This is a genomic window from Methylibium petroleiphilum PM1 (genome assembly GCF_000015725.1).
In the GTDB taxonomy this organism is placed as follows: Bacteria; Pseudomonadota; Gammaproteobacteria; order Burkholderiales; family Burkholderiaceae_C; genus Methylibium; species Methylibium petroleiphilum.
The window spans coordinates 840,962-859,712 of record NC_008825.1 but is presented as its reverse complement, the minus strand read 5'-3'; the positions used below and the strand labels follow the sequence as shown (position 1 = coordinate 859,712).

Sequence of the window (18,751 nt, the reverse complement as noted above, 5' to 3'; positions counted from 1 at the left end):
GATGGGCGCAATCCGTGATCGCGGCGTCGGATGGACCGGCCACCGAAGCGGCCGACAGATCTAGATGCCCAACGAGCTTCGGAACGTCCGCGCCGCCGACTTGGCACCTTCCGCGGCGTTCGGAACGTCGGGCACGGCGGCGCAGAATCCGTCGATGGCCCTGTCTGCCAGGGGCTCCCACTTGGCGATCCAGCCCTTGAGGACTGCGGCATTGCCCTCTTTGGAAATGGCCAGCCGCACCAGCGCAGAAGCCCAGCGACGGTGACGTTCAGCATCCAGAAGCTCTGCATCGGTCAGCATGCCGAGCAACGTGTCGCCGTTGTGACGGCCGGCTTCGCCGAGCTTGCGCAGCACGGCCTCCTCGATGGCTGGCTTGGCCACTAGATTCAGCGCCACGAAGGCCTCGGCCCAATCCCAGGTCACAAGCACCCGCTCCATCAGTTCCCGAAAGCCTTGCCAGGCGGCATCGGTCTCCCAGTAGCGTCGCTCGTAGGCGCCGAAGCCCTTTTCGGGGAAGTTGAGCGAAAGCTCCTTGGTACGGTAAGCCGCGTGGCTGAGCCAGCGCAGCGAGTCGGCAGCCTGAAACGCCGCACAGTTGGTGATCGTGCTCGCGGGCGCCATCTGCATCACATAGGCCGACGCCATCTGCAACGCGTGGAACAGGTAGCGTCCCGGCGCATAGAGCCGCGCCAGCGTACCTGCCCACGTAGGCTCGAGTGCCTTGTCATGCTCACGCTCGTTGAACTGATCGAACAGCCCGACGACGTAGGTCTCCTGTCCGTCCTGCAACATGTTGTAGGTGCGGTAGACCAGTTCATCCGGATCACGGAAGACGTTCCAGTCATCGTGTCTCAGGGGACTGGCATTGCGGTAGGTCTTGTACCAGCGCGCCATCTGCATGTTCGGATCGAGTTCGAACGGCGCATCGGCGTCACGATCGCTGTAGTGCAAGCCGACCGAAACGATCTCGTATTCGCTGGGTTTGCGGCGTCGCGACGCCAGATGACTCCACGTCTTCAGGGGCTTGAGAACCTCGGCTTCGCTCATGCGATGTCTCCTGCAATCATTGTTTTGGGGGGAAGCGATCGGTCGGTTCAGAGATGGCGCTTGAAGTAGAAGCGGACTTTTTCATCCGAGATCTCTATTTGCCCTGCGAACGAAGAGAGGTCAACCTCCAGTTCTCTCATCCTGAAAGGGCGACCGAGCATCTCCTCGACGGTTTGCCGGCGGATGACGATCTCGTCGTCCGCCTGGATCCGCAGATAAGCCACCTTGTCGAACACCGAGACGGTTCTGCCGGGGTTGTCGATCTCGGCGGCTTCCGCCACCGCCCGGGCCAGCTCGCCCTGGCGCATGATCGGACCGACGTAGTTGTTCTCGTGTGCGGTTCCACTGCTGCTCATGTTTTCATCCTCGAACGAAGTGATGGGTTCTCAGCTGTGTGCAAACAATGGCTTGACATCAGCGGTATCGATGAACACGTCGTTGCCATCGATCCTGATCGGGTAGCTGGCGAGCCGACAGTCACCAGGATTGATGCCCACGCCCGTGCAGGCATCGAACACCCATTGGTGGGCCCGGCAGATCAGGTTCTTGCCGTCGAACCTTCCTTCGACGAGCGGAATGTCCTGATGGGGGCACACCGCCTGGTACGCCTTCATCGCGCCGCCTTCGAGCGCGACCAGCAGGACCTCCTGTCCGTCGACCTCGTAACACTCCATCTCGCCTTCCCAGACATCGTCCAGCGAGCAAACCTTGTTGAAAGCCATAGCGTCGATACCGTGGTGATCAGCAGACAGCCGTGGAGGGCTCCCAGACGATCTCGATGCACTCCATCGGCGCCAATCCCGATGTCGCAACGGTGGTGTTCCGGGGGAAAGGTTCGCTCGCTCCCTGGCGGCGGACGCGCATGACGTTGCCTGGACGCGATGCCACCCGGCGCCCCACGGAGTGATGGGCCGCTGCAGCGGCTACCTGGTCCATGGTGTGCTCCGTATCGACAGGCAAAAGCTGCAGCACGAAGTCGCCTTGGAAGTTGGAAGTCAGCGGGAAAAGGGCCATCGAATGCTCCTTCAGGCAAAAGGGATTACTCCCGGCGAACCGAAGTCGCCGGTGGAGTGAGGTCGTCGAACTGATGTTGCGGCGATGAAGCTCAGGCGGCTGCCTTGGGCACTTGGCGGTAGGCATCGAGCCAGGCATAGCCATGGGCGTCATCACCGATCTCGCCGGGTGCCAGGCCCATGTACTTGAGACCTCCGCCCAGGTCCATCGGCTGGATCAACCCTGCGAGGAAGCGATCGATCAGCGACAGGTGGCCCTCGTAGCGCTCAGGCTCCTGCTCGAAGCACCATTTGCAGCCTTCTGAACAGAAGTGATACCAGCGCGACTTGCGCTCCAACGAATGGTCTCGGACCTTCCAGGGATCGCCAGGTGTTGCGTTGATCGGCAGATTGCACATGTTGCACACCACCGGAAGCGTTTCCGGATACGTGAGCTCGCGCTTGTCTTTCAACAGGTTGTCGACGATGACGTCCCAGCTCTTGCCCCACGTGTCGTTCCAGCCCGGATACTTTTCCTCCAGCCACGCACGTTCCTCGGGCGTGACGCCTGCAGCCGGGTTCCACCAGACGGTTGGACGCCAGAACCACACCCCCAGGTGCATGCCATGGTGCTGGTAATCCAGTTCCGCCAGGAACTGGTCCCAGTACCAGGGTCGTTCGAGTCCCAGATCCAGGATGGAGCGCTCGAACTGCGTGACGATGAACTCCTGCATGAACTCCTTGAACGACTGCTTGCGATGCGCGAGCGGCGTGTAGTAGTCCATCATCGGTCCGGTCAGCACAGTGAACAGCTTCCAAGAGCGCCAGAACGCAACGTCGATCATGCGTTGAGCCTCGGCCTTCTTGCCGTTCGCGATCAGGATCGGCACCAGCGGACCGCCGATCTGAGCATGACGAGACTCATCCGTCTGGACGCTGGAGATCATGCTGGCGAAGGTCCAGTCGCCCGCCTCAGCGGCGTCCGCTGCCAGACCGAGGAACTGCATGTTGGTGAAACCGGTCTCGAAGGCGAAGGTCAACATCAACCCGATGGCCACCGCACTGCGCGTGTTCATCATGTCGTCGAACATGTGGCGCGCGGCAATGGCGCCCCATTCATTCGTGTCGTAGGCCTTGAATGCCCAGTCGAATTGACGATCTTTCGACACGTGCTCGTGCGGGAAGAACAGCTGGATCTGGCCATGGCGGATCTCGTCGAGCATGCCCATCGTCGCCATGTTGCGCTGACCCGGCGCCTTGGCGAAGCGCGCCATGCGCGACTCCGCGGACGCTGCCGCATACTCCGCACGCGCGATCGCACCGTAGTGCGCCTTGATCACGCTGATCCAGCCTGGGTCAGCGTTTTCCAGCATCTTGCTCCGCTCCAGCGCGCCCTTCACCGAATAGGCGCCTGAATCCTTCTCACGCTGGATCTTCACGTACTCCGAATACGTCTGCTTGTACGGCTCGTCGTACTTCTCCCATTCGGACATCGGGATTCCCATGTCCCCCGACATCTCGGTCGGAAACAGCTCTGCCTCGCTGACGTAGGTCGGCGTCCAATTGGTGGTCCGCGCGAGGTCGTACCAATCCATCCGCTCAAGTAGCGCCATCGTTCTCTCCGTTAGACCTGACAGATCCGAGCGGCAACGCGCTCGGGCTTTGATACACAGACACGTTCGATCCAAGTCACCGCATCGAATCGACGGAGGCGTTCATCGCGGAGCGTCAACACCGGCTCGAGCGGCGCAGACGACCTCGGCTTTCAATGCGTGAGGTGTCGAACTGCCGAAGGTCACGTTGCTCATACCCCCGGCACCAACCGTCGAAAAAAATCTTTCGTTCGCCGCACGCTTCTGCACTCGGCGCCACGGCGCCGGCTCAGTAGAAGGCATGACCATACGAATGTCTCCTGTCCCAGCACTTGTGCTCTGCGCCAGCTCCCCAGCGAGGCACGACGTTCTGCTTCTTCTTGATCTGGAACGCAGCTTATGCGCGCCTCGATCCGGGCGCCATTGCACTTTGGTTTACGGGGTTCGCAGACTCCGTGCTTTCGCCGGTCAGGCCCCTCGGCACCGTCAGTTCGAGAGTCCTTCGGCAGCCGAGCGAACCCCTAGTGAAAACCCGCCGCAAGCCTCCAATGTCTTCCAGTAGTCTTGGTCGGCGATCGCTGCGATAGCGCGCATCATCTTGCTGAAATCCGGTCATGCCCAATATCAACCGCCAGCTTTTTGCCGCCTCTGATTCGCTCTGCGTTCGCGATGTCACATTGCGCGCCACGGACGATGTGCAGACTCACCGCGAGAAGCTCGCCCGTATCGTGCTCGACGAACTCTACGAATTTGTCGGCCTGCTCGATGCCCACGGAACGACGCTCGAGATCAATCGTGCAGCACTGGAAGGTGCCGGCATCGCGCTCGACGACATCCAAGGCAGACCGTTCTGGGAGGCACGCTGGTGGGCAACCTCTCCCGAGGTTCGGAGGGAGCAACGTGAGGTCATCCGCCGAGCTGGCGAAGGCGAGTTCGTTCGCCGTGATTTCGAGATCTATGGGCAACAAGGTGGTCAGGAGACGATCCTGATCGACTATTCCTTGCTGCCCATCCGAGACAACTCCGGGAAGATCGTGTTCCTGTTGCCAGAAGGCAGAAATATCACAGACAAGAAGCGCGCCGAAGCGGAGATAGCGCGCAAGAACCGCGAACTGCAAAGATTGCTCGACAAGATCCAGCGTCTCGACGATGCCAAGAGCGACTTCTTCGCGAACGTCAGCCACGAACTGCGGACTCCGCTCGCGCTGATACTCGGCCCGTCAGAGTCGCTACTCGCAACAAGCGAAGGGCTCAGCGACGCTCAGCGGCGCGATCTTCGGGTCATCCAGCGCAATGCGGCGATGCTGATGAAGCATGTCAACGACCTTCTGGATCTGGCGAAGTTCGATGCCGGAAAGATGGCGCTTCGTTATACCCGCGTCGACCTGGCTGCGGAGGTTCGCACTCTTGCCGCGCACTTCGAGGCCGTCGCGGCGGAGCGCTCGTTGTCTTACGTTGTTCAGGCTCCCGCGGCGCTGGAAGTCGAGGTCGACCAACAGATGTTCGAACGGATCCTGCTCAATCTGCTGTCGAACGCATTCAAGTTCACACCGGATTTCGGCCGTATCCGCTGCTCCCTCGAAGCCAACCCGGACCACAGCATCCAGCTTGTCGTCGAGGACAGTGGATGCGGCGTCAGGGCCGATCTGCGAGAGGAGATCTTCGAGCGATTTCATCAGGCGCAGAGTGGAACCACGCGAAGCTTCAGCGGGACCGGTCTCGGCCTGGCCATTGCCAAGGAGTTCGTGGACCTTCACACCGGAACGATCTCGGTTTCCGATGCCATCGGCGGAGGTGCACAGTTTCGAGTCGAGCTCCCTTCGCGAGCGCCATTGGGCGCTTACATCAGGTCCGTCGACTCGCCCCTCGGGAACCGAAATCGCGGACAGATCGTCGGAACCATAGAGGAGCTGCAGCGGGCCGAGTTCGATGCCGTCTCGGATCTGTCTGGATCAGAAAAGCCTCTCGTGCTGGTCGCCGAGGACAACGCCGACATGAGGCGCTTTATCGTCGAGGTCCTCTCCAGCGATTTCAGGGTCGTACACGCTGCAGACGGCTTGCAAGCGCTCACCCAGGCCCGGGCGCAGGCGCCCGATGCCATCATCACAGATCTGATGATGCCGAAGCTCGGCGGCGACAAGCTGGTGTCGGAGCTCCGGTCGACTCCAGAACTCGCGCATATTCCCGTTCTCGTGTTGTCAGCCAAGGCGGATGAGTCCCTTCGCCTGAAGCTGCTCTCCGACTCCGTCCAGGACTACATCGTCAAGCCATTTTCATCGCGCGAGTTGCTCGTTCGAGTACGAAACATCGTCACGATGAAGCTGGCCCGCGAGGCGCTGCAGAAGGAGCTGGCGTCGCAGAACGAGGATCTTGCTCAGTTGACGCAGCAACTCATTGCGAGCAAGCAGGGGCTTCAACGGAGCCACGATGCATTGAAGGAATCAGAGCGGCGCTGGCGGGCTGTCTACGAAAACACCGCCGTCGGCGTATCACTGAGCGACCTACAGGGAAACATGCACGCTGCAAATCCCGCGCTCCAGGAGATGCTGGGATACACCGAAAGTGAGCTGATCGGTCTCGGCAACCTGATGACAGATGCCGAAGCAGGCCATGAGGATCGTCGCCTTCAACTCGAACGGCTCGTCAACGGCAGCCAGGTAGAGATGCGACAGCAAAGGAGGTACCGGCATCGCAATGGCATGACGATCCTGGCGAACGTTCGTGAATCGCTCATTCCCGGCACCTCGGACCTGCCTCCCACATTGATCACGGTTGTCGAGGACATCACAACGCAGAAGCGCGCGGAGGTGGAACTCGCTCAGACCAAGGATGCGCTCGCACGGGTTTCGCGGGTGACAACGATGGGTGAACTCGCAGCTTCGATTGCGCATGAAGTCAACCAGCCCCTCACGGCCGTCGTTGTCAACGGCCACGCCTGCCTGCGCTGGCTCTCGACGGAACCACGAAACGATCTCGAAGTTCAGGATGCGATACAGCGGATCGTTCGAGATGCCAATCGGGCCAGCGAGGTTATCGCCAGGATCAGGGGTTTCCTCAAGCGGAGCAAGACAGATCGAACCATGGTCTGCATGGACAACGTCGTTGAAGATGTCATAGGCCTGGCGCGTGATTCGCTCAGATCCGCTGGCGTCCAGTTGATCAAGCACGTCGACTCCGATCTGCCTCGCGTGTTCGCGGACAGCGTCCAGCTCCAGCAGGTGATCCTCAATCTGATGATGAATGGCATCGAGGCCATGGGCTCCTGCGCGACACTTGAGCGTCAGCTGGAGCTGCGCGTCGTGAAGCACGGTGGAGATATCGATGTTTCGGTCAGCGACTCAGGGACAGGACTGGTGACTGCTGATTTCGAGCGGATATTCGAAGCGTTCTACACCACCAAGCCCGACGGCATGGGTATGGGACTGGCGATTTGCCGATCCATCGTCGAGGCACATGGTGGACGGTTGTGGGCCCAGGCGAACAAGACGCAAGGATTGACGCTGCAGTTCCGTCTGCCGATCGCAGAGCACGCCGAACCATGAACGAGCCCATTCGCTCACGAGCCGACGACCTGTGCTCGACCGAAAGGCGGGAGGGCGATGGCATGACTGGAGGCCCTGCGCGTCCGGTCGTCTATGTCGTCGACGACGACCATGCGATGCGTGAAGCTTTGAGCAGCCTGATTCGATCAGCCGGCATGCGGGTCGAGGTGTTCGAATCTGCGACGACGTTTCTCAAGTCGGCATGGCACGAGGCGCCGTCATGCTTGGTGCTCGACGTCCGCATGCCTGAGATGAACGGGCTCGATCTGCAACGCCACATTTCCGCGTCGGGCAAGCACATTCCCGTGATCTTCATATCCGGTCACGGCGATATCCCGATGACGGTTCGTGCGATCAAAGCGGGGGCCGTGGAGTTTCTTCCAAAGCCGTTCTCGGACCAATGCCTCCTTGATGCCATTGCTGCAGCATTCATGGTGGAACAGCATTCTCGAAGTGAGCGTGCTGAAGTCGAGCAAGTCCGAGAAAGCTACGGAACTCTCACCGCCAGAGAACGGGAGGTGCTGGTCGGAGTGGTCAAGGGTCTGCGCAACAAGCAGGTCGCGTTCGATCTCGGTATCACCGAAGAGACCGTGAAGGTTCACCGTCACCGGCTCATGCAGAAGATGAGCGCCAAGTCACTGCCTGAGCTGGTTCGCATGGTCGAGCGATTGCGGTCGAGCGCCCCGGATTAGTCAACGCCAGATGGCCGTTCCTCAACAGCGCACGCCAAGACGGGATGGCCGCATTCGTCAGGCGAAGCCCCACGCACTCCCCGCTACTGCGCCGCGCGACGCAGCGTCTCGACCACCGGCCGTGTCAGCACCTCGCGCAGGCCCCACCAGCCGGCCGCCAGTGCCAGCAGCGCACCGGCCGCGCCGCCGGCCAGCGGCACCCACAGCGGTGCGCTCCAGGTGAACTCGAAGGCATAGCGCGCCAGCGCCCAGCCGACCGCCAGCGCGGCCACCGAAGCCAGCACGCCGGCCAGTGCGCCCACCCCCAACAGCTCGGCGCGCTGCACGCGCGCCAGCAGCGCGCCGCCGGCGCCGAGCGCGCGCATCACCGCGAACTCGCGGGCGCGCTGCTCGCGCGTGGCCGTGACCGCCGCGAACAGCACCACCAGGCCGGTCGCCAGCGTGAAGCCGAACAGGAACTCCACCGCGCGGATCACCTGGTCGAGCACGCGCTGCACCTGGGCGATCGAGGCCGACACGTCCACGTTGGTGATGTTCGGGAAGGCCCGCGACAGCGCGTTGTCGAAGCCCGGCGCGCCCGGCTGGGCCGGGGGTGCGCGGAACGCCGCGATGTAGGTGGCCGGCAGCTCCTCGGGCAGGTCGGCGGTCGGGAACAGCACGAAGAAGTTGACCCGCATCGAGCCCCAGTCGACCTTGCGCAGGCTGGTGATGCGCCCTTCCTGCTGCACGCCGGCGATGTCGAAGCGCAGCGTGTCGCCGAGCTTCACGCCCAGCGTCGCCGCCAGCCCTTCCTCGACGCTGATCGCGCCGGCCTCGTCGGCCGTCCAGCGCCCCGCGACGACCTGGTTGTGGCCCGGCAGCCGCGCGTCGTGGCTGAGATTGAACTCGCGCTCGACGAGGCGCTGCGCGCGGTCCTCGGCGTAGTCCTCGGGCTTGACCGGCTTGCCGTTCACCGCGACGAGGCGGCCGCGGATCATCGGGTACCAGTCGTAGGTCTTCACGCCGCCGTCGCGCAGCTGCTGCTGGAAGGCCTCGCCCTGCTCGGGCTGCACATTGATGACGAAGCGGTTCGGCGCGTCGGGCGGCGTGGCCTGGCGCCAGCTGCTGATCAGGTCGGTGCGCAGCAGCACCAGCAGCACCAGCGCCAGCAGACCGACGCTGAGCGCGCTGACCTGCAGCACCGCGAAACCGGGCCGCGCCGCGACCTGGCGTGTCGCCAGCACCAGCCAGCGCGGCGCACCGGCGGCCGACGACGGCACCGCGCGCCGCAGCGCCTGCACCGCCAGCCACGACATCAGCGCGAACACCGCGATCGCGACCGCGAAGCCGCCCACCGTGATGAGCCCGAGCTTCAGGTCCGAGGCCACCGCCAGCAGCAGCGCCGAGAAGCCCGCAAAGCCGGCCAGCAGCACGCCGACCGACGCCGGCCGCAGCTCGCCGAGGTCGCGCCGGATCACCCGCAGCGGCGGCACCTGCGCGAGCTGCAGCACCGGCGGCAGCCCGAAGCCGAGCAGCAGCGTGAGTCCCACACCCAGGCCGAACAGCGCCGGCCACACGCTGGGCGCCGGCAGCGCCGAATCCACCAGCCCGGCCAGCAATGCGACGAACACGAAGTGCACCACCAGGCCGAGCAGCACGCCCAGCGCGCTGGCGATCAGCCCCACCACCGCGAACTCCACGGTATAGGCCCCGGCGATGCGGCGCTGCGGCTGGCCCAGCACGCGCAGCATCGCGCAGTCGTCGAGGTGGCGACCGGCGAAGTCGCGCGCGGCGATGCCCACCGCCACCGCGGCCAGCAGCGCGGCCAGCAGCGCGACGAGGTTCAGGAACTTGGCGGCGCGGTCCAGCGTCTGGCGCATCTCCGGGCGACCGCTGTCGAGCGACTCGATGCGCAACCCGCGCCAGCCCTGCGCCTTGGCCTCGGTCTCGGCCCAGGCCACGTAGCCGCGCACCGCCGCATCGCCGCCCGGTCCCTGCCCGGCCAGCGCCAGCCGATAGGTCACGCGGCTGGCCGGCTGCACCAGTCCGGTGGCCGGCAGGTCGGCGATGTTCAGCAGCGCGCGCGGCGCGAAACTCATGAAGCCGGCCCCGCGGTCAGGCTCGAGGGTGATGACGGCCGCGATCGTGAGGCTGGCGTCGCCGAGCAGCAGCGGATCGCCGGGCTTCAGGTTCAGCGAGTCGAGGATGGCCGCGTCGACCCACACACTGCCTGGGGCCGGCACGCCCGTGGCCCGGCGCTCGGGGGCACCCGGCGCATCGGCGATCTTCAGCTGGCCGCGCAGCGGATAGCCGTCGCTGGCCGCCTTGACGGCCACCAGGCGCGAGGCCCCGCCCTGCGCGTCCGGCGCGCGGCCCATGCTGGGGAAGCTCACGGTGTTGGCAACCACCAGCCCGTCGGCACGGGCCCGCTCGGTCAGGCCCGACGGCGCCGGCTGGTCGCTCGCGACGATGGCGTCACCGCCGAGCAGCGAGCGCGCGTCGCGCGCCAGGCCCTGATTCAGCCGGTCGGCGAAGAAGCCGACCGCGGTGAGCGCGGCCACCGCCAGCATCACCGCGACGATCAGCAGCCGCAGTTCACCGGCGCGGAAGTCGCGCACGAGCTGCCGGCGTGCCAGGGTCCACAGGGTCGGCGGGGTCGGAGCGGGCGCGTTCATCGGTGAGACAGGTGCGGCGGGAGCATGTCAGCAAAGGCTGCACGGTAGCGCAGCGACCACTGCAAGTGCCGCGCGGGGCTTTGGGAGGGCATGGGGCAAAGCGCTTGCCTGCGCTCGCTTGGACCGAGCGCTGCCGACCAGGCCGCCGGGTAAACGGCTCCGCTCATGTCCCCCGAGCCCAGCCCGACGGGCCGGACTCTCCTCCTTTACTTCGCTTCGCCATTCACCCGACGCCCTGGTCGCACGCACCACCGTGTCGTGCGAAGGTCTTCAAGCCCCGCAGTCCACGGTGCATCGAAGCGCCGTGACGGGCCGCTGTGTGGAGTGAAGTAAAGGGGGAGGCCCGGACGGAGTCCGGGACGGAGGACATGAACGCAACACAGCGGACCGGCGCGGCGCCCGCGCCAACACTCAACAGGCGGCTTCCTTCACACCCCCGCGAAATGCGCATCGAGCGCATCGCACCACCGTTGCTTCTGCGCCGCGCTCGCGAAGCTGGCCTCGAAGCTGTTGCGTGCCAACCGGTAGGCCTGTGCGGCGCCCAGTGCCGGCAGCGCCTCGAAGGTCTCGATGAAGTTCTGGTTCAGGTAGCCGCCGAAATAGGCCGGGTCGTCGGAGTTGACGGTGGCGCACAGGCCGGCGTCGAGCATCGCCGCGAGCGAGTGCTGCGCCATCGTGTCGAACACACGCAGCTTCACGTTCGACAGCGGGCACACCGTCAGCGGCATGCGCTCGGCGGCCAGTCGCGCCACCAGCGCCGGGTCCTCGAGGCTGCGCACGCCGTGGTCGATGCGCTCGACCTTCAACACGTCGAGCGCACTCCACACATAGGCCGGCGGCCCCTCCTCTCCGGCATGCGCCACGAGACGCAGGCCGAGCTCTCGGCAGCGCGCGAACACCCGCGCGAACTTCTCCGGCGGGTGCCCGCGCTCGCTGCTGTCGAGGCCGACGCCGATGAAGTGCTCGCGGTAAGGCAGCGCCTGCTCCAGCGTCTGGAAGGCCGCGTCCTCGCTGAGGTGGCGCAGGAAGCACAGGATCAGCTCGCTGCTCACGCCCAGTTCCTGCTGCGCCGTTGCGCGGGCGCGAGCCAGGCCCCGGATCACCGTCTCGACCGGCACCCCGCGCTCGGTGTGCGTCTGCGGGTCGAAGAACAACTCGGCATGGACCACGCGGTCCGCGGCGGCACGGCGGAAGTAGGCCATGGCCATGTCGAAGAAGTCGGCCTCCTCCAGCAGCACGCTCGCGCCGGCGTAGTAGATGTCGAGGAAGCTCTGCAGGTCGGTGAAGGCATAGGCCGCGCGCAGCGCATCGACGCTGGCATAGGGCAAGGTGACGCCGTTGCGGCCGGCCAGCGCGAAGATCAGCTCCGGCTCCAGCGAGCCCTCGATGTGGATGTGCAGTTCGGCCTTCGGCATGCCGCGCAGCAGCGCCGGCAACGCCGGCAACGCCTCGCGCCCGACGCGGGTCGGGTCGAAGGGCAGCGCGCGGGTCGGTCGGTTCATCGTTCGGCTCCTTCACGATCGTCTGTCGGTTGCCCGAGCATGGCATGCGGCCCAGCCCGCCAGGCGAGCCGCACGCCACTGCGCCGCCAGGCCAGCCCGACGAGCGGGAACACCGCGGTCATCAGCAGCGCGTAGCACCACTCGATGCGGTTGACGGCTGCATCGCGGTCTGCCGCCATGTGCTGCAGCGGCACGCTGGCCAGCCCCAGCAGCAGCATGGCCGCGCACATCATCAGCAGGCCTCGACGCAGCGCCGCGGGGACACGGCGCTCATGTTGCAAGAGCCGCACCAGCAGCATCTGCGACAGCACTGTGAACGCGAAGTACACGGTGATGCCATAGCGGCGCAGCCACTGGTAGACGCTGCCCTCCACGCCCAGGAAGGCGGCATACAGCACCAGGAAGACCGCACCGACGGCCCCCAGCGCCAGCATCGCGTGGCGCGACATCCGGCCGCGGCCGAGCGCCCCCAGCCAGCCATGGGCCAGCCACCAGAACACCAGCAGCAGCCCGGCCACCGGCAGCATGACGGCCTTGAAGATCAGATTGGCCAGGCCGTGGCGCGCCGCGCGCGAGATCGACACGCAGCCGTCCCAATAGGGCACGCACCAGGGCACCAGACCGTCGCCGGCCGAGATCAGGTAGGCGGCGTGCCCGGCGATCACCGGCAGCACGCCGACGGTGATCGCGATCCACACCGGGCCATCGAGCGTTCGGGGGTGGTTCATCGTGCGCACCTCGTCGTCGCCCTCGCGCACCGGCGACGCGAGGAGCATCTTGGCACGCCACGCCGCTCGCCGGCCCGCGGTCTCGCTCGCCTCAGCAGGTGCCGTAGGTGTGGCCCTGCGCCTGCAGGTAGCGCCGGTAGGCGGTGCTCAGGCGATCGGCCGCGCAGTGCGCCTCGCTGCCGCTCAGCGGCAGCCGGCGCGGCCGCTGCGATTCGAGCACCGGCTGGTCCTGCGTGAAGATGCCGTGCTGGAAGGCGCGCAGCGTCTCGTCGGGCGTGGCGGTATCGCAGGTGAACAGCGTGAACCACACGCGGCTGCGCTCAGGTTCCAGCGGCGCAACCCATAACGCATAGGCCTCCTGCGTCGTCTGCGCGTCGTCGCCGGCCTGCTTGACCAGCAAGGCGCTGCAGGGAGACAGCACCTGGTAGCGGTAGTCGACCCAGGCGCCGCCGGCCGACTGCGCGCTGGCCTGCGGCTGCCACGCACGGTAGTGCGGCACGCCAGGCGCGCCGTTGGCGTCGGGCACCACGTCGTAGATCGGCACTTCGGTGTGGTCGCGGTCGCCGAGCCAGCCTTCATGCACGAAGGCGAAGTGCGAGGTGTCGAGGAAGTTCTCCACCACCCGCGGCGCCGATGTGCCCACGTCGTAGTGACCGCAGACGACGGCACGGCCCGGTACCGGCCCCGGGTCGGGCAGGCAGGCCGTGGCGACGGTCTCCAGGTTGGCATCACCGCCGAGCACGACCCACAGCAGGCCATGCGCCTCGCGCAGCGGATGGGCCCGCGCCGCATGGCCAGTCGCCGGCGTGAAGTCGGGCAGCGCCGGGATGCGCAGACAGCGCCCGCCGCCGTCGAAGCGCCAGCCGTGGTACGGACACTCGAGCTGCGCCCGGCCGTCGACGACGCGCACCGCGCCGAGCGAGAGCCGCGTGCCGCGGTGCGGGCAGCGATCCGTGAAGGCGTGCGGCGTGCCGGCTTCGTCGCGCCACAGCACCAGGTCCTCACCGAACAGCGCCGCCGGCAGCGGGCCGGCGCCCAGGTCGGCAGCGGTGGCGACCGGATACCACCAGCGATGCTCGTCGTTCATCGCGCTCCCTCGCTCCAGACTCCAGGCGCAGGACGCCACCTGCGGCGCGGGTGTGGGACCGCGGGCCGCGCCGCCTACTTGGCCGACGGTATCTTGCCCTCGACGCCCTTGACGTAGAAGTCGATCTTGTCCTTCCATGCCTGGTCAGCGGCGACGCCCTTGGCCAGCACCTCCTTGCCGTCGTTGGCAAGGATCGGGCCGGTGAAGACCTCGAAGGTCCCAGCCTTCATGCCGGCCTTCGCCTCGTCGACCTTCTTCTTGGTGTCCTCGGGCACCACGTCGGCAATCTTGATCAGGTCGTTCTGACCTTCCTTGACGCCCCAAACGGTGCGCTCGGTCTTCCAGCTGCCGTCGATCACGTCCTTGACGGCCTTCTTGTAGTAGCCGCCCCAGTCGACGATGCAGCTCGCCAGGTGGGCCTTGGGCGCGAAGGCGCTCATGTCGCTGTCCCAGCCGAAGGCGTACTTGCCGTTCTTCTCGGCCGTCTGCAGCACGGCCGAGGAGTCGGTGTTCTGCAACAGCACGTCGGCGCCGCCGTTGATCAGCGACTGCGCGGCCTCGCCTTCCTTCGGCGGGTCGAACCAGGTGCTGACCCACACCACCTTGGTCTTGATCGTCGGGTTCACGCTCTGCGCGCCCAGCGTGTAGGCGTTGATGTTGCGCAGCACTTCGGGGATCGGGAAGGAGCCCACGAAGCCGATCGTGCCGCTCTTGCTCATCGTGCCGGCGATGATGCCGGCCACATAGGCGTCTTCATAGAACTTGGCATCGTAGATGCGCATGTTGGGCGCCGTCTTGTAGCCGGTGGCATGCTCGAACTTCACGTCCGGGAACTCGCCTGCCACCTTCAGCATCGGCTCCATGTAGCCGAACGAGGTGGCGAAGATGATCTTGTTGCCCTGCACCGCCAGGTCGCGGATCACGCGCTCTGCGTCGGCGCCCTCCGGCACCTTCTCGACGAAGGTCGTCTTGACCTTGTCGCCGTATTCCGCCTCGACCGCCTTGCGGCCCTGGTCATGGGCGTAGGTCCAGCCTGCGTCACCGACCGGGCCGACATAGACCCACGCGGCCTTCAGCGGCTCGGCGGCCGGAGCGGCGGCGGGCGCTGCAGCCGGGGCAGGTGCCGGGGCCGGCTCCTCCTTCTTGCCGCAACCCATCAGCGCCGCGCTCGCCGCGAGGGACGACAGTGCCGCCAGTTTCAGCAGCGCGCGGCGCTGGCTCGGTAGGTTCATGTTGACTCCTGTGAGGCGAAGGATGAAGAAAGAAAGGGACCGGCCGTCCTGCCCGTCACGAACCGGGATGGAAAGGCTTGCCGAGCGACGCGGGCATGTTGATGCGGATCCACAGCGGGTTGCGCGAGATGAGGGCGAGCACGACGATCGTGGCGATGTAGGGCAGCATCGACAGCAGCTGGCTCGACACCTCCACGCCCGCGCCCTGCAGCGCGAACTGCAGCATCGTCACGCCGCCGAACAGGTAGGCACCGAGCAAGACACGTGCCGGTCGCCAGGTGGCGAAGGTGGTGAGCGCCAGCGCGATCCAGCCGCGCCCGGCTACCAGGCCCTCGACCCACAACGGCGCGTACACCACCGACAGGAAGGCGCCGGCCACGCCGCACAACGCGCCGCCGGCCACCACCGCGGCGAAGCGGATCGTGCGCACCGGGTAGCCCAGCGCATGGGCGGACTCGGGCGACTCGCCCACCGCGCGCAGCACCAGGCCGGCGCGGCTGCGGTACAGGAACCAGGCCAGCGCCGCGACCGCCGCGATCGCCAGGTAGACCATCGGGTGCTGGCGGAACAGCGCCGGCCCGAAGAAGGGGATGTCGGCCAGCAGCGGAACCTCGAACGGCGCGCGATCGGCCAGCTTCTTGCCCACCAGATCGACGCCGACGAAGGCCGAGAAGCCCGCACCGAACAGGCTCAGCGCCAGGCCCGTGGCGTACTGGTTGGTGTTGAGGCCGATCACGAGCAGCGCGAACAGCGCCGCCATCGCCATGCCGGCCAGCGCGCCGGCGGCGAAGGCCAGCGTGTCGCTGCCGGTGTACAGCGCGGCGGCGAAGCCGGCGATCGCGGCGACCAGCATCATCCCCTCGGCGCCGAGGTTCAGCACGCCGGCCTTCTCGTTCAGCAACAGGCCCAACCCGGCGATGGCCAGCGGCGTGCCCGAGGCCAGCGTCGCGGCGATCAGCAGCGCGGCTTCGTTCATGGCGCCGATTCCTCGACCGAGTGGCCGCCGCGGGTCCGGCTTCGCCGGCCCGCCAGCGGCTCCCCCCCGGGGGGGAGCGGCGCAGCCGCAACGGGGGGAGTCCATTTCAAGCGATAGTGGATCAGCGTGTCGCAGGCCAGCAGGAGGAACAGCAGCAGACCCTGGAACACGCCGGTCAGCGCGTTCGGCAGGCCCAAGCGCGACTGGCCGAGCTCGCCGCCAATCAGCAGCATCGACAGCAGCACGCCGGAGAACACGATGCCCAGCGGATGCAGGCGGCCGACGAAGCAGACGATGATCGCGGTGAAGCCATAGCCGGTGGAGACATGCGGCGTCAGTTGGCGCAGCGGCCCGGCCGCCTCCATGGCCCCGGCCAGGCCGGCCATGCCGCCCGACATCAGCAGCGCGGTCCACAGCGAAGCGCGCGCCGAGAAGCCGGCATAGCGCGCCGCTGCCGGCGCCAGGCCGCCGACCTGCAGTTGGTAGCCGCGCCAGGAGCGGAACAGGAAGACCCAGAACAGCGCCACCATCACCAGCGCCAGCACGAAACCCCAGTGCAGCCGCGAGCCCGGCAGCAGCGTCGGCAGCCAGGTCGACGCGTCGAAGGTCTTCGTCTGCGGGAAATTGAAGCCGCCCGGGTCCTTCCAGGGCACGAACACCAGGTAGTTCAGCAGTTGCTGGGCCACGTAGACCAGCATCAGGCTCACCAGGATCTCGCTGGCGTTGAAGCGATCGCGCAGCATCGCGGTGAGGGCGGCCCAGGCCATGCCGCCCACCACGCCGGCCAGCAGCACCAGCGGCGAATACAGGCCGCGCATGCCGCTGACACCCAGGTTGGTGAGCCACAGTGCAACCCCGCCGCCGGCGATGGCGCCGAGCAGGAACTGCCCTTCGGCACCGATGTTCCAGACGTTCGAGCGGTAGCAGACCGCGAGACCCAGCGCGCACAGGATCAGCGGCGTGGCCTTCAACAGCACCTCCGACACCGAGCGCATGCCGTTGAGCGGCTCGAGGAAGAAGATGCCCAGGCCCTTCAGCGGGTCCTTGCCGAGCGCGACGAACAGCAGGCTGGCCAGCAGCACCGTCAACGCCAGCGCGATCAGCGGCGACGCCAGCGACATCGCCTGCGAGGGCTGGGCGCGGGCCTCGAGCTTAAGCATGGTGCAGCGCCTCGCCGTTGGCGGTATCGGCCTTCGGCCACAGCCCGCTCATCCACTCACCGATCAGCTCGACCGTGGTCCGCATCGTCGCAACGCTCGGGCTCAGGCGGCCCTGCGCGATGACCAGCAGGCGGTCGCTGATCTCGAACAGCTCGTCGAGCTCCTCGCTGACCACCAGCACCGCGCAGCCCTCGTCGCGCAGCTTCAGCAGCGCGCCACGGATCTGTGCCGCCGCACCGACGTCGACACCCCAGGTCGGCTGCGAGACGATCAGCAGCTTCGGCCGCGCGTCGATCTCGCGGCCGACGATGAACTTCTGCAGGTTGCCGCCCGACAGGCTCTTCGCGGCCGCCTTCGGCCCTCCGGCCTTGACGTTGTAGGTACGGATCAGCGACTCGGCGAGCCGATGCACCCGGGCCATGTGCAGCCAGCCGCCGCGGCCCACCGCCTCGGTGCGCGTCAGCAGCGTGTTCGCCGCGAGCGACAGCGTCGGCACCGCGCCGCGCCCCAGCCGCTCCTCGGGCACGAAGTGCAGCCCCAGCGCGCGGCGGGCGCGCGGCGGCTGCCGGCCGATGTCGTGCCCGAACAATTTCACCGCGCCGAGCGGCGCGCGCGGATCCTCGCCCGACAGCGCAGCCATCAGTTCCTGCTGGCCGTTGCCCGAGACGCCAGCCACGCCGACGATCTCGCCGGCCTTCACCTCGAAACCGATGTCCTTCAGGTCGGTGCCGAACGGCGACTGCTTCGCGAGCGTCAGGCCGCTCACCTGCAGCGCCACGTCGCCGAGTCGGGCCTGGATGTGCTGCAGCTTCGGCGGCTCGGCGCCGATCATCAGTCGCGACAGGTCGGCATTGCCGACCGTGCGCGGATCGACCTCGCCGGTGACCTTGCCGCCGCGCAGCACCGTGCAGTGGTGACACAGCGCGCGGATCTCGTCGAGCTTGTGGCTGATGTAGAGGATGGAGCAGCCGCGCTCGGCCAGCTGGCGCAGCGTGACGAACAGCGTCTCGACGGCCTGTGGCGTCAGCACCGAGGTCGGCTCGTCAAGGATCAGCAACTTGGGATCGGTGAGCAGCGCGCGCACGATCTCGACGCGCTGGCGCTCGCCGACCGACAGCGAATGCACCGGCCGCTGCGGGTCGACCTCGAGTCCGTAGACCTTGGCGACCTGCACGATGCGCACCGTCACCTCGGCAAGTGACAGGCTCTTGTCGAGGCCGAGCCACACGTTCTCGGCCGCTGTCAGGGTGTCGAACAGGCTGAAGTGCTGATAGACCATGCTGATGCCGAGCTGGCGCGCCTGCGCCGGGCTCGCGATCTGCACTTGCCGCCCGTCCCAGACCATCTCGCCGGCGTCGGGCCGCACCGCGCCGTAGATGATCTTCATCAGCGTCGACTTCCCCGCACCGTTCTCCCCCAGCACCGCATGGATCTGGCCCGGCGCGACGCGCAGGCTCACGCCGTCGTTGGCCTTGACGGCCGGGTACTGCTTGCTGATGCCGAGGAGTTCGAGACGGAGCATGAGCGGTGGGTGGCGGTCAGGGGCG

Annotated in this window: 15 protein-coding genes; 2 read left to right on the top strand and 13 right to left on the bottom strand. The window is 66.5% G+C overall.

Annotation, left to right across the window (positions count from 1 at the left end):
* Nucleotides 1-60 precede the first annotated feature (60 nt).
* The 5 genes from MPE_RS04080 to MPE_RS04060 all read right to left on the bottom strand — a co-directional run bounded on the left by MPE_RS04080 (nucleotide 61) and on the right by MPE_RS04060 (nucleotide 3,652).
* Nucleotides 61-1,047: an aromatic/alkene monooxygenase hydroxylase subunit beta gene (locus tag MPE_RS04080; protein WP_011828418.1), complete on the bottom strand. Its 987-nt coding sequence runs from the start codon at nucleotides 1,045-1,047 to the stop codon at nucleotides 61-63.
* 47 nt (nucleotides 1,048-1,094) lie between these two features.
* The gene (locus MPE_RS04075; protein WP_011828417.1) at nucleotides 1,095-1,403 is read right to left on the bottom strand and encodes an MmoB/DmpM family protein; all 309 of its coding nucleotides are present in this window, start codon (nucleotides 1,401-1,403) and stop codon (nucleotides 1,095-1,097) included.
* 30 nt (nucleotides 1,404-1,433) lie between these two features.
* Complete coding sequence (locus MPE_RS04070; protein WP_011828416.1) at nucleotides 1,434-1,769, bottom strand: monooxygenase system ferredoxin subunit; 336 nt, start codon at nucleotides 1,767-1,769, stop codon at nucleotides 1,434-1,436.
* A 19-nt stretch (nucleotides 1,770-1,788) separates the two neighbouring features.
* Entirely contained in the window at nucleotides 1,789-2,061 is a 273-nt protein-coding gene (locus tag MPE_RS04065) for a toluene-4-monooxygenase system B family protein (protein ID WP_011828415.1), read from the bottom strand.
* Between the two features lie 91 nt (nucleotides 2,062-2,152).
* A complete protein-coding gene (locus MPE_RS04060) occupies nucleotides 2,153-3,652 on the bottom strand; it encodes an aromatic/alkene/methane monooxygenase hydroxylase/oxygenase subunit alpha (protein ID WP_011828414.1) in 1,500 nt (499 codons plus the stop codon).
* Between the two features lie 593 nt (nucleotides 3,653-4,245).
* Between MPE_RS04060 and MPE_RS04055 the strand changes: the two genes are divergently transcribed.
* The gene (locus tag MPE_RS04055) at nucleotides 4,246-7,173 is read left to right on the top strand and encodes an ATP-binding protein (protein WP_011828412.1); all 2,928 of its coding nucleotides are present in this window, start codon (nucleotides 4,246-4,248) and stop codon (nucleotides 7,171-7,173) included.
* Nucleotides 7,170-7,865 (top strand): response regulator transcription factor, encoded by a 696-nt coding sequence (locus tag MPE_RS04050; protein ID WP_237706367.1) that lies wholly within the window; start codon nucleotides 7,170-7,172, stop codon nucleotides 7,863-7,865. The genes MPE_RS04055 and MPE_RS04050 overlap by 4 nt, the downstream gene beginning before the upstream one ends.
* A gap of 83 nt (nucleotides 7,866-7,948) precedes the next feature.
* Here MPE_RS04050 and MPE_RS04045 read toward each other — a convergent pair whose 3' ends face one another.
* From MPE_RS04045 to MPE_RS04010, 8 genes are all read right to left on the bottom strand, one after another.
* Nucleotides 7,949-10,519 (bottom strand): ABC transporter permease, encoded by a 2,571-nt coding sequence (locus MPE_RS04045; RefSeq protein WP_011828410.1) that lies wholly within the window; start codon nucleotides 10,517-10,519, stop codon nucleotides 7,949-7,951.
* Nucleotides 10,520-10,947: 428 nt separating this feature from the next.
* Entirely contained in the window at nucleotides 10,948-12,021 is a 1,074-nt protein-coding gene (locus MPE_RS04040) for an adenosine deaminase (RefSeq protein WP_011828409.1), read from the bottom strand.
* The gene (locus tag MPE_RS04035) at nucleotides 12,018-12,797 is read right to left on the bottom strand and encodes a hypothetical protein (protein WP_011828408.1); all 780 of its coding nucleotides are present in this window, start codon (nucleotides 12,795-12,797) and stop codon (nucleotides 12,018-12,020) included. Before MPE_RS04035 ends, MPE_RS04040 begins: the two co-directional genes overlap by 4 nt.
* Nucleotides 12,798-12,840: 43 nt before the next feature.
* On the bottom strand, nucleotides 12,841-13,836 hold the full coding sequence (locus MPE_RS04030; protein WP_011828407.1) for a Rieske 2Fe-2S domain-containing protein: 996 nt from the start codon (nucleotides 13,834-13,836) through the stop codon (nucleotides 12,841-12,843).
* Between the two features lie 74 nt (nucleotides 13,837-13,910).
* Nucleotides 13,911-15,068 (bottom strand): BMP family ABC transporter substrate-binding protein, encoded by a 1,158-nt coding sequence (locus MPE_RS04025; RefSeq protein ID WP_011828406.1) that lies wholly within the window; start codon nucleotides 15,066-15,068, stop codon nucleotides 13,911-13,913.
* Between the two features lie 55 nt (nucleotides 15,069-15,123).
* Nucleotides 15,124-16,044 carry an ABC transporter permease gene (locus tag MPE_RS04020; protein ID WP_011828405.1) on the bottom strand — a complete coding sequence of 307 codons (921 nt, stop codon included), beginning with the start codon at nucleotides 16,042-16,044 and terminating at the stop codon, nucleotides 15,124-15,126.
* Nucleotides 16,041-17,204 (bottom strand): ABC transporter permease, encoded by a 1,164-nt coding sequence (locus tag MPE_RS04015; protein ID WP_011828404.1) that lies wholly within the window; start codon nucleotides 17,202-17,204, stop codon nucleotides 16,041-16,043. Before MPE_RS04015 ends, MPE_RS04020 begins: the two co-directional genes overlap by 4 nt.
* Entirely contained in the window at nucleotides 17,197-18,726 is a 1,530-nt protein-coding gene (locus MPE_RS04010; RefSeq protein WP_011828403.1) for an ABC transporter ATP-binding protein, read from the bottom strand. Before MPE_RS04010 ends, MPE_RS04015 begins: the two co-directional genes overlap by 8 nt.
* Nucleotides 18,727-18,751: the final 25 nt, after the last annotated feature.

Coding starts and splice junctions, on each gene's coding strand:
- MPE_RS04060 (WP_011828414.1), bottom strand. CDS start 3,652: ATGGCGCTACTTGAGCGGATGGATTGGTACGACCTCGCGCGGACCACC.
- MPE_RS04030 (WP_011828407.1), bottom strand. CDS start 13,836: ATGAACGACGAGCATCGCTGGTGGTATCCGGTCGCCACCGCTGCCGAC.
- MPE_RS04065 (WP_011828415.1), bottom strand. CDS start 2,061: ATGGCCCTTTTCCCGCTGACTTCCAACTTCCAAGGCGACTTCGTGCTG.
- MPE_RS04040 (WP_011828409.1), bottom strand. CDS start 12,021: ATGAACCGACCGACCCGCGCGCTGCCCTTCGACCCGACCCGCGTCGGG.
- MPE_RS04055 (WP_011828412.1), top strand. CDS start 4,246: ATGCCCAATATCAACCGCCAGCTTTTTGCCGCCTCTGATTCGCTCTGC.
- MPE_RS04075 (WP_011828417.1), bottom strand. CDS start 1,403: ATGAGCAGCAGTGGAACCGCACACGAGAACAACTACGTCGGTCCGATC.
- MPE_RS04020 (WP_011828405.1), bottom strand. CDS start 16,044: ATGAACGAAGCCGCGCTGCTGATCGCCGCGACGCTGGCCTCGGGCACG.
- MPE_RS04080 (WP_011828418.1), bottom strand. CDS start 1,047: ATGAGCGAAGCCGAGGTTCTCAAGCCCCTGAAGACGTGGAGTCATCTG.
- MPE_RS04050 (WP_237706367.1), top strand. CDS start 7,170: ATGAACGAGCCCATTCGCTCACGAGCCGACGACCTGTGCTCGACCGAA.
- MPE_RS04015 (WP_011828404.1), bottom strand. CDS start 17,204: ATGCTTAAGCTCGAGGCCCGCGCCCAGCCCTCGCAGGCGATGTCGCTG.
- MPE_RS04045 (WP_011828410.1), bottom strand. CDS start 10,519: ATGAACGCGCCCGCTCCGACCCCGCCGACCCTGTGGACCCTGGCACGC.
- MPE_RS04025 (WP_011828406.1), bottom strand. CDS start 15,068: ATGAACCTACCGAGCCAGCGCCGCGCGCTGCTGAAACTGGCGGCACTG.
- MPE_RS04010 (WP_011828403.1), bottom strand. CDS start 18,726: ATGCTCCGTCTCGAACTCCTCGGCATCAGCAAGCAGTACCCGGCCGTC.
- MPE_RS04035 (WP_011828408.1), bottom strand. CDS start 12,797: ATGCTCCTCGCGTCGCCGGTGCGCGAGGGCGACGACGAGGTGCGCACG.
- MPE_RS04070 (WP_011828416.1), bottom strand. CDS start 1,769: ATGGCTTTCAACAAGGTTTGCTCGCTGGACGATGTCTGGGAAGGCGAG.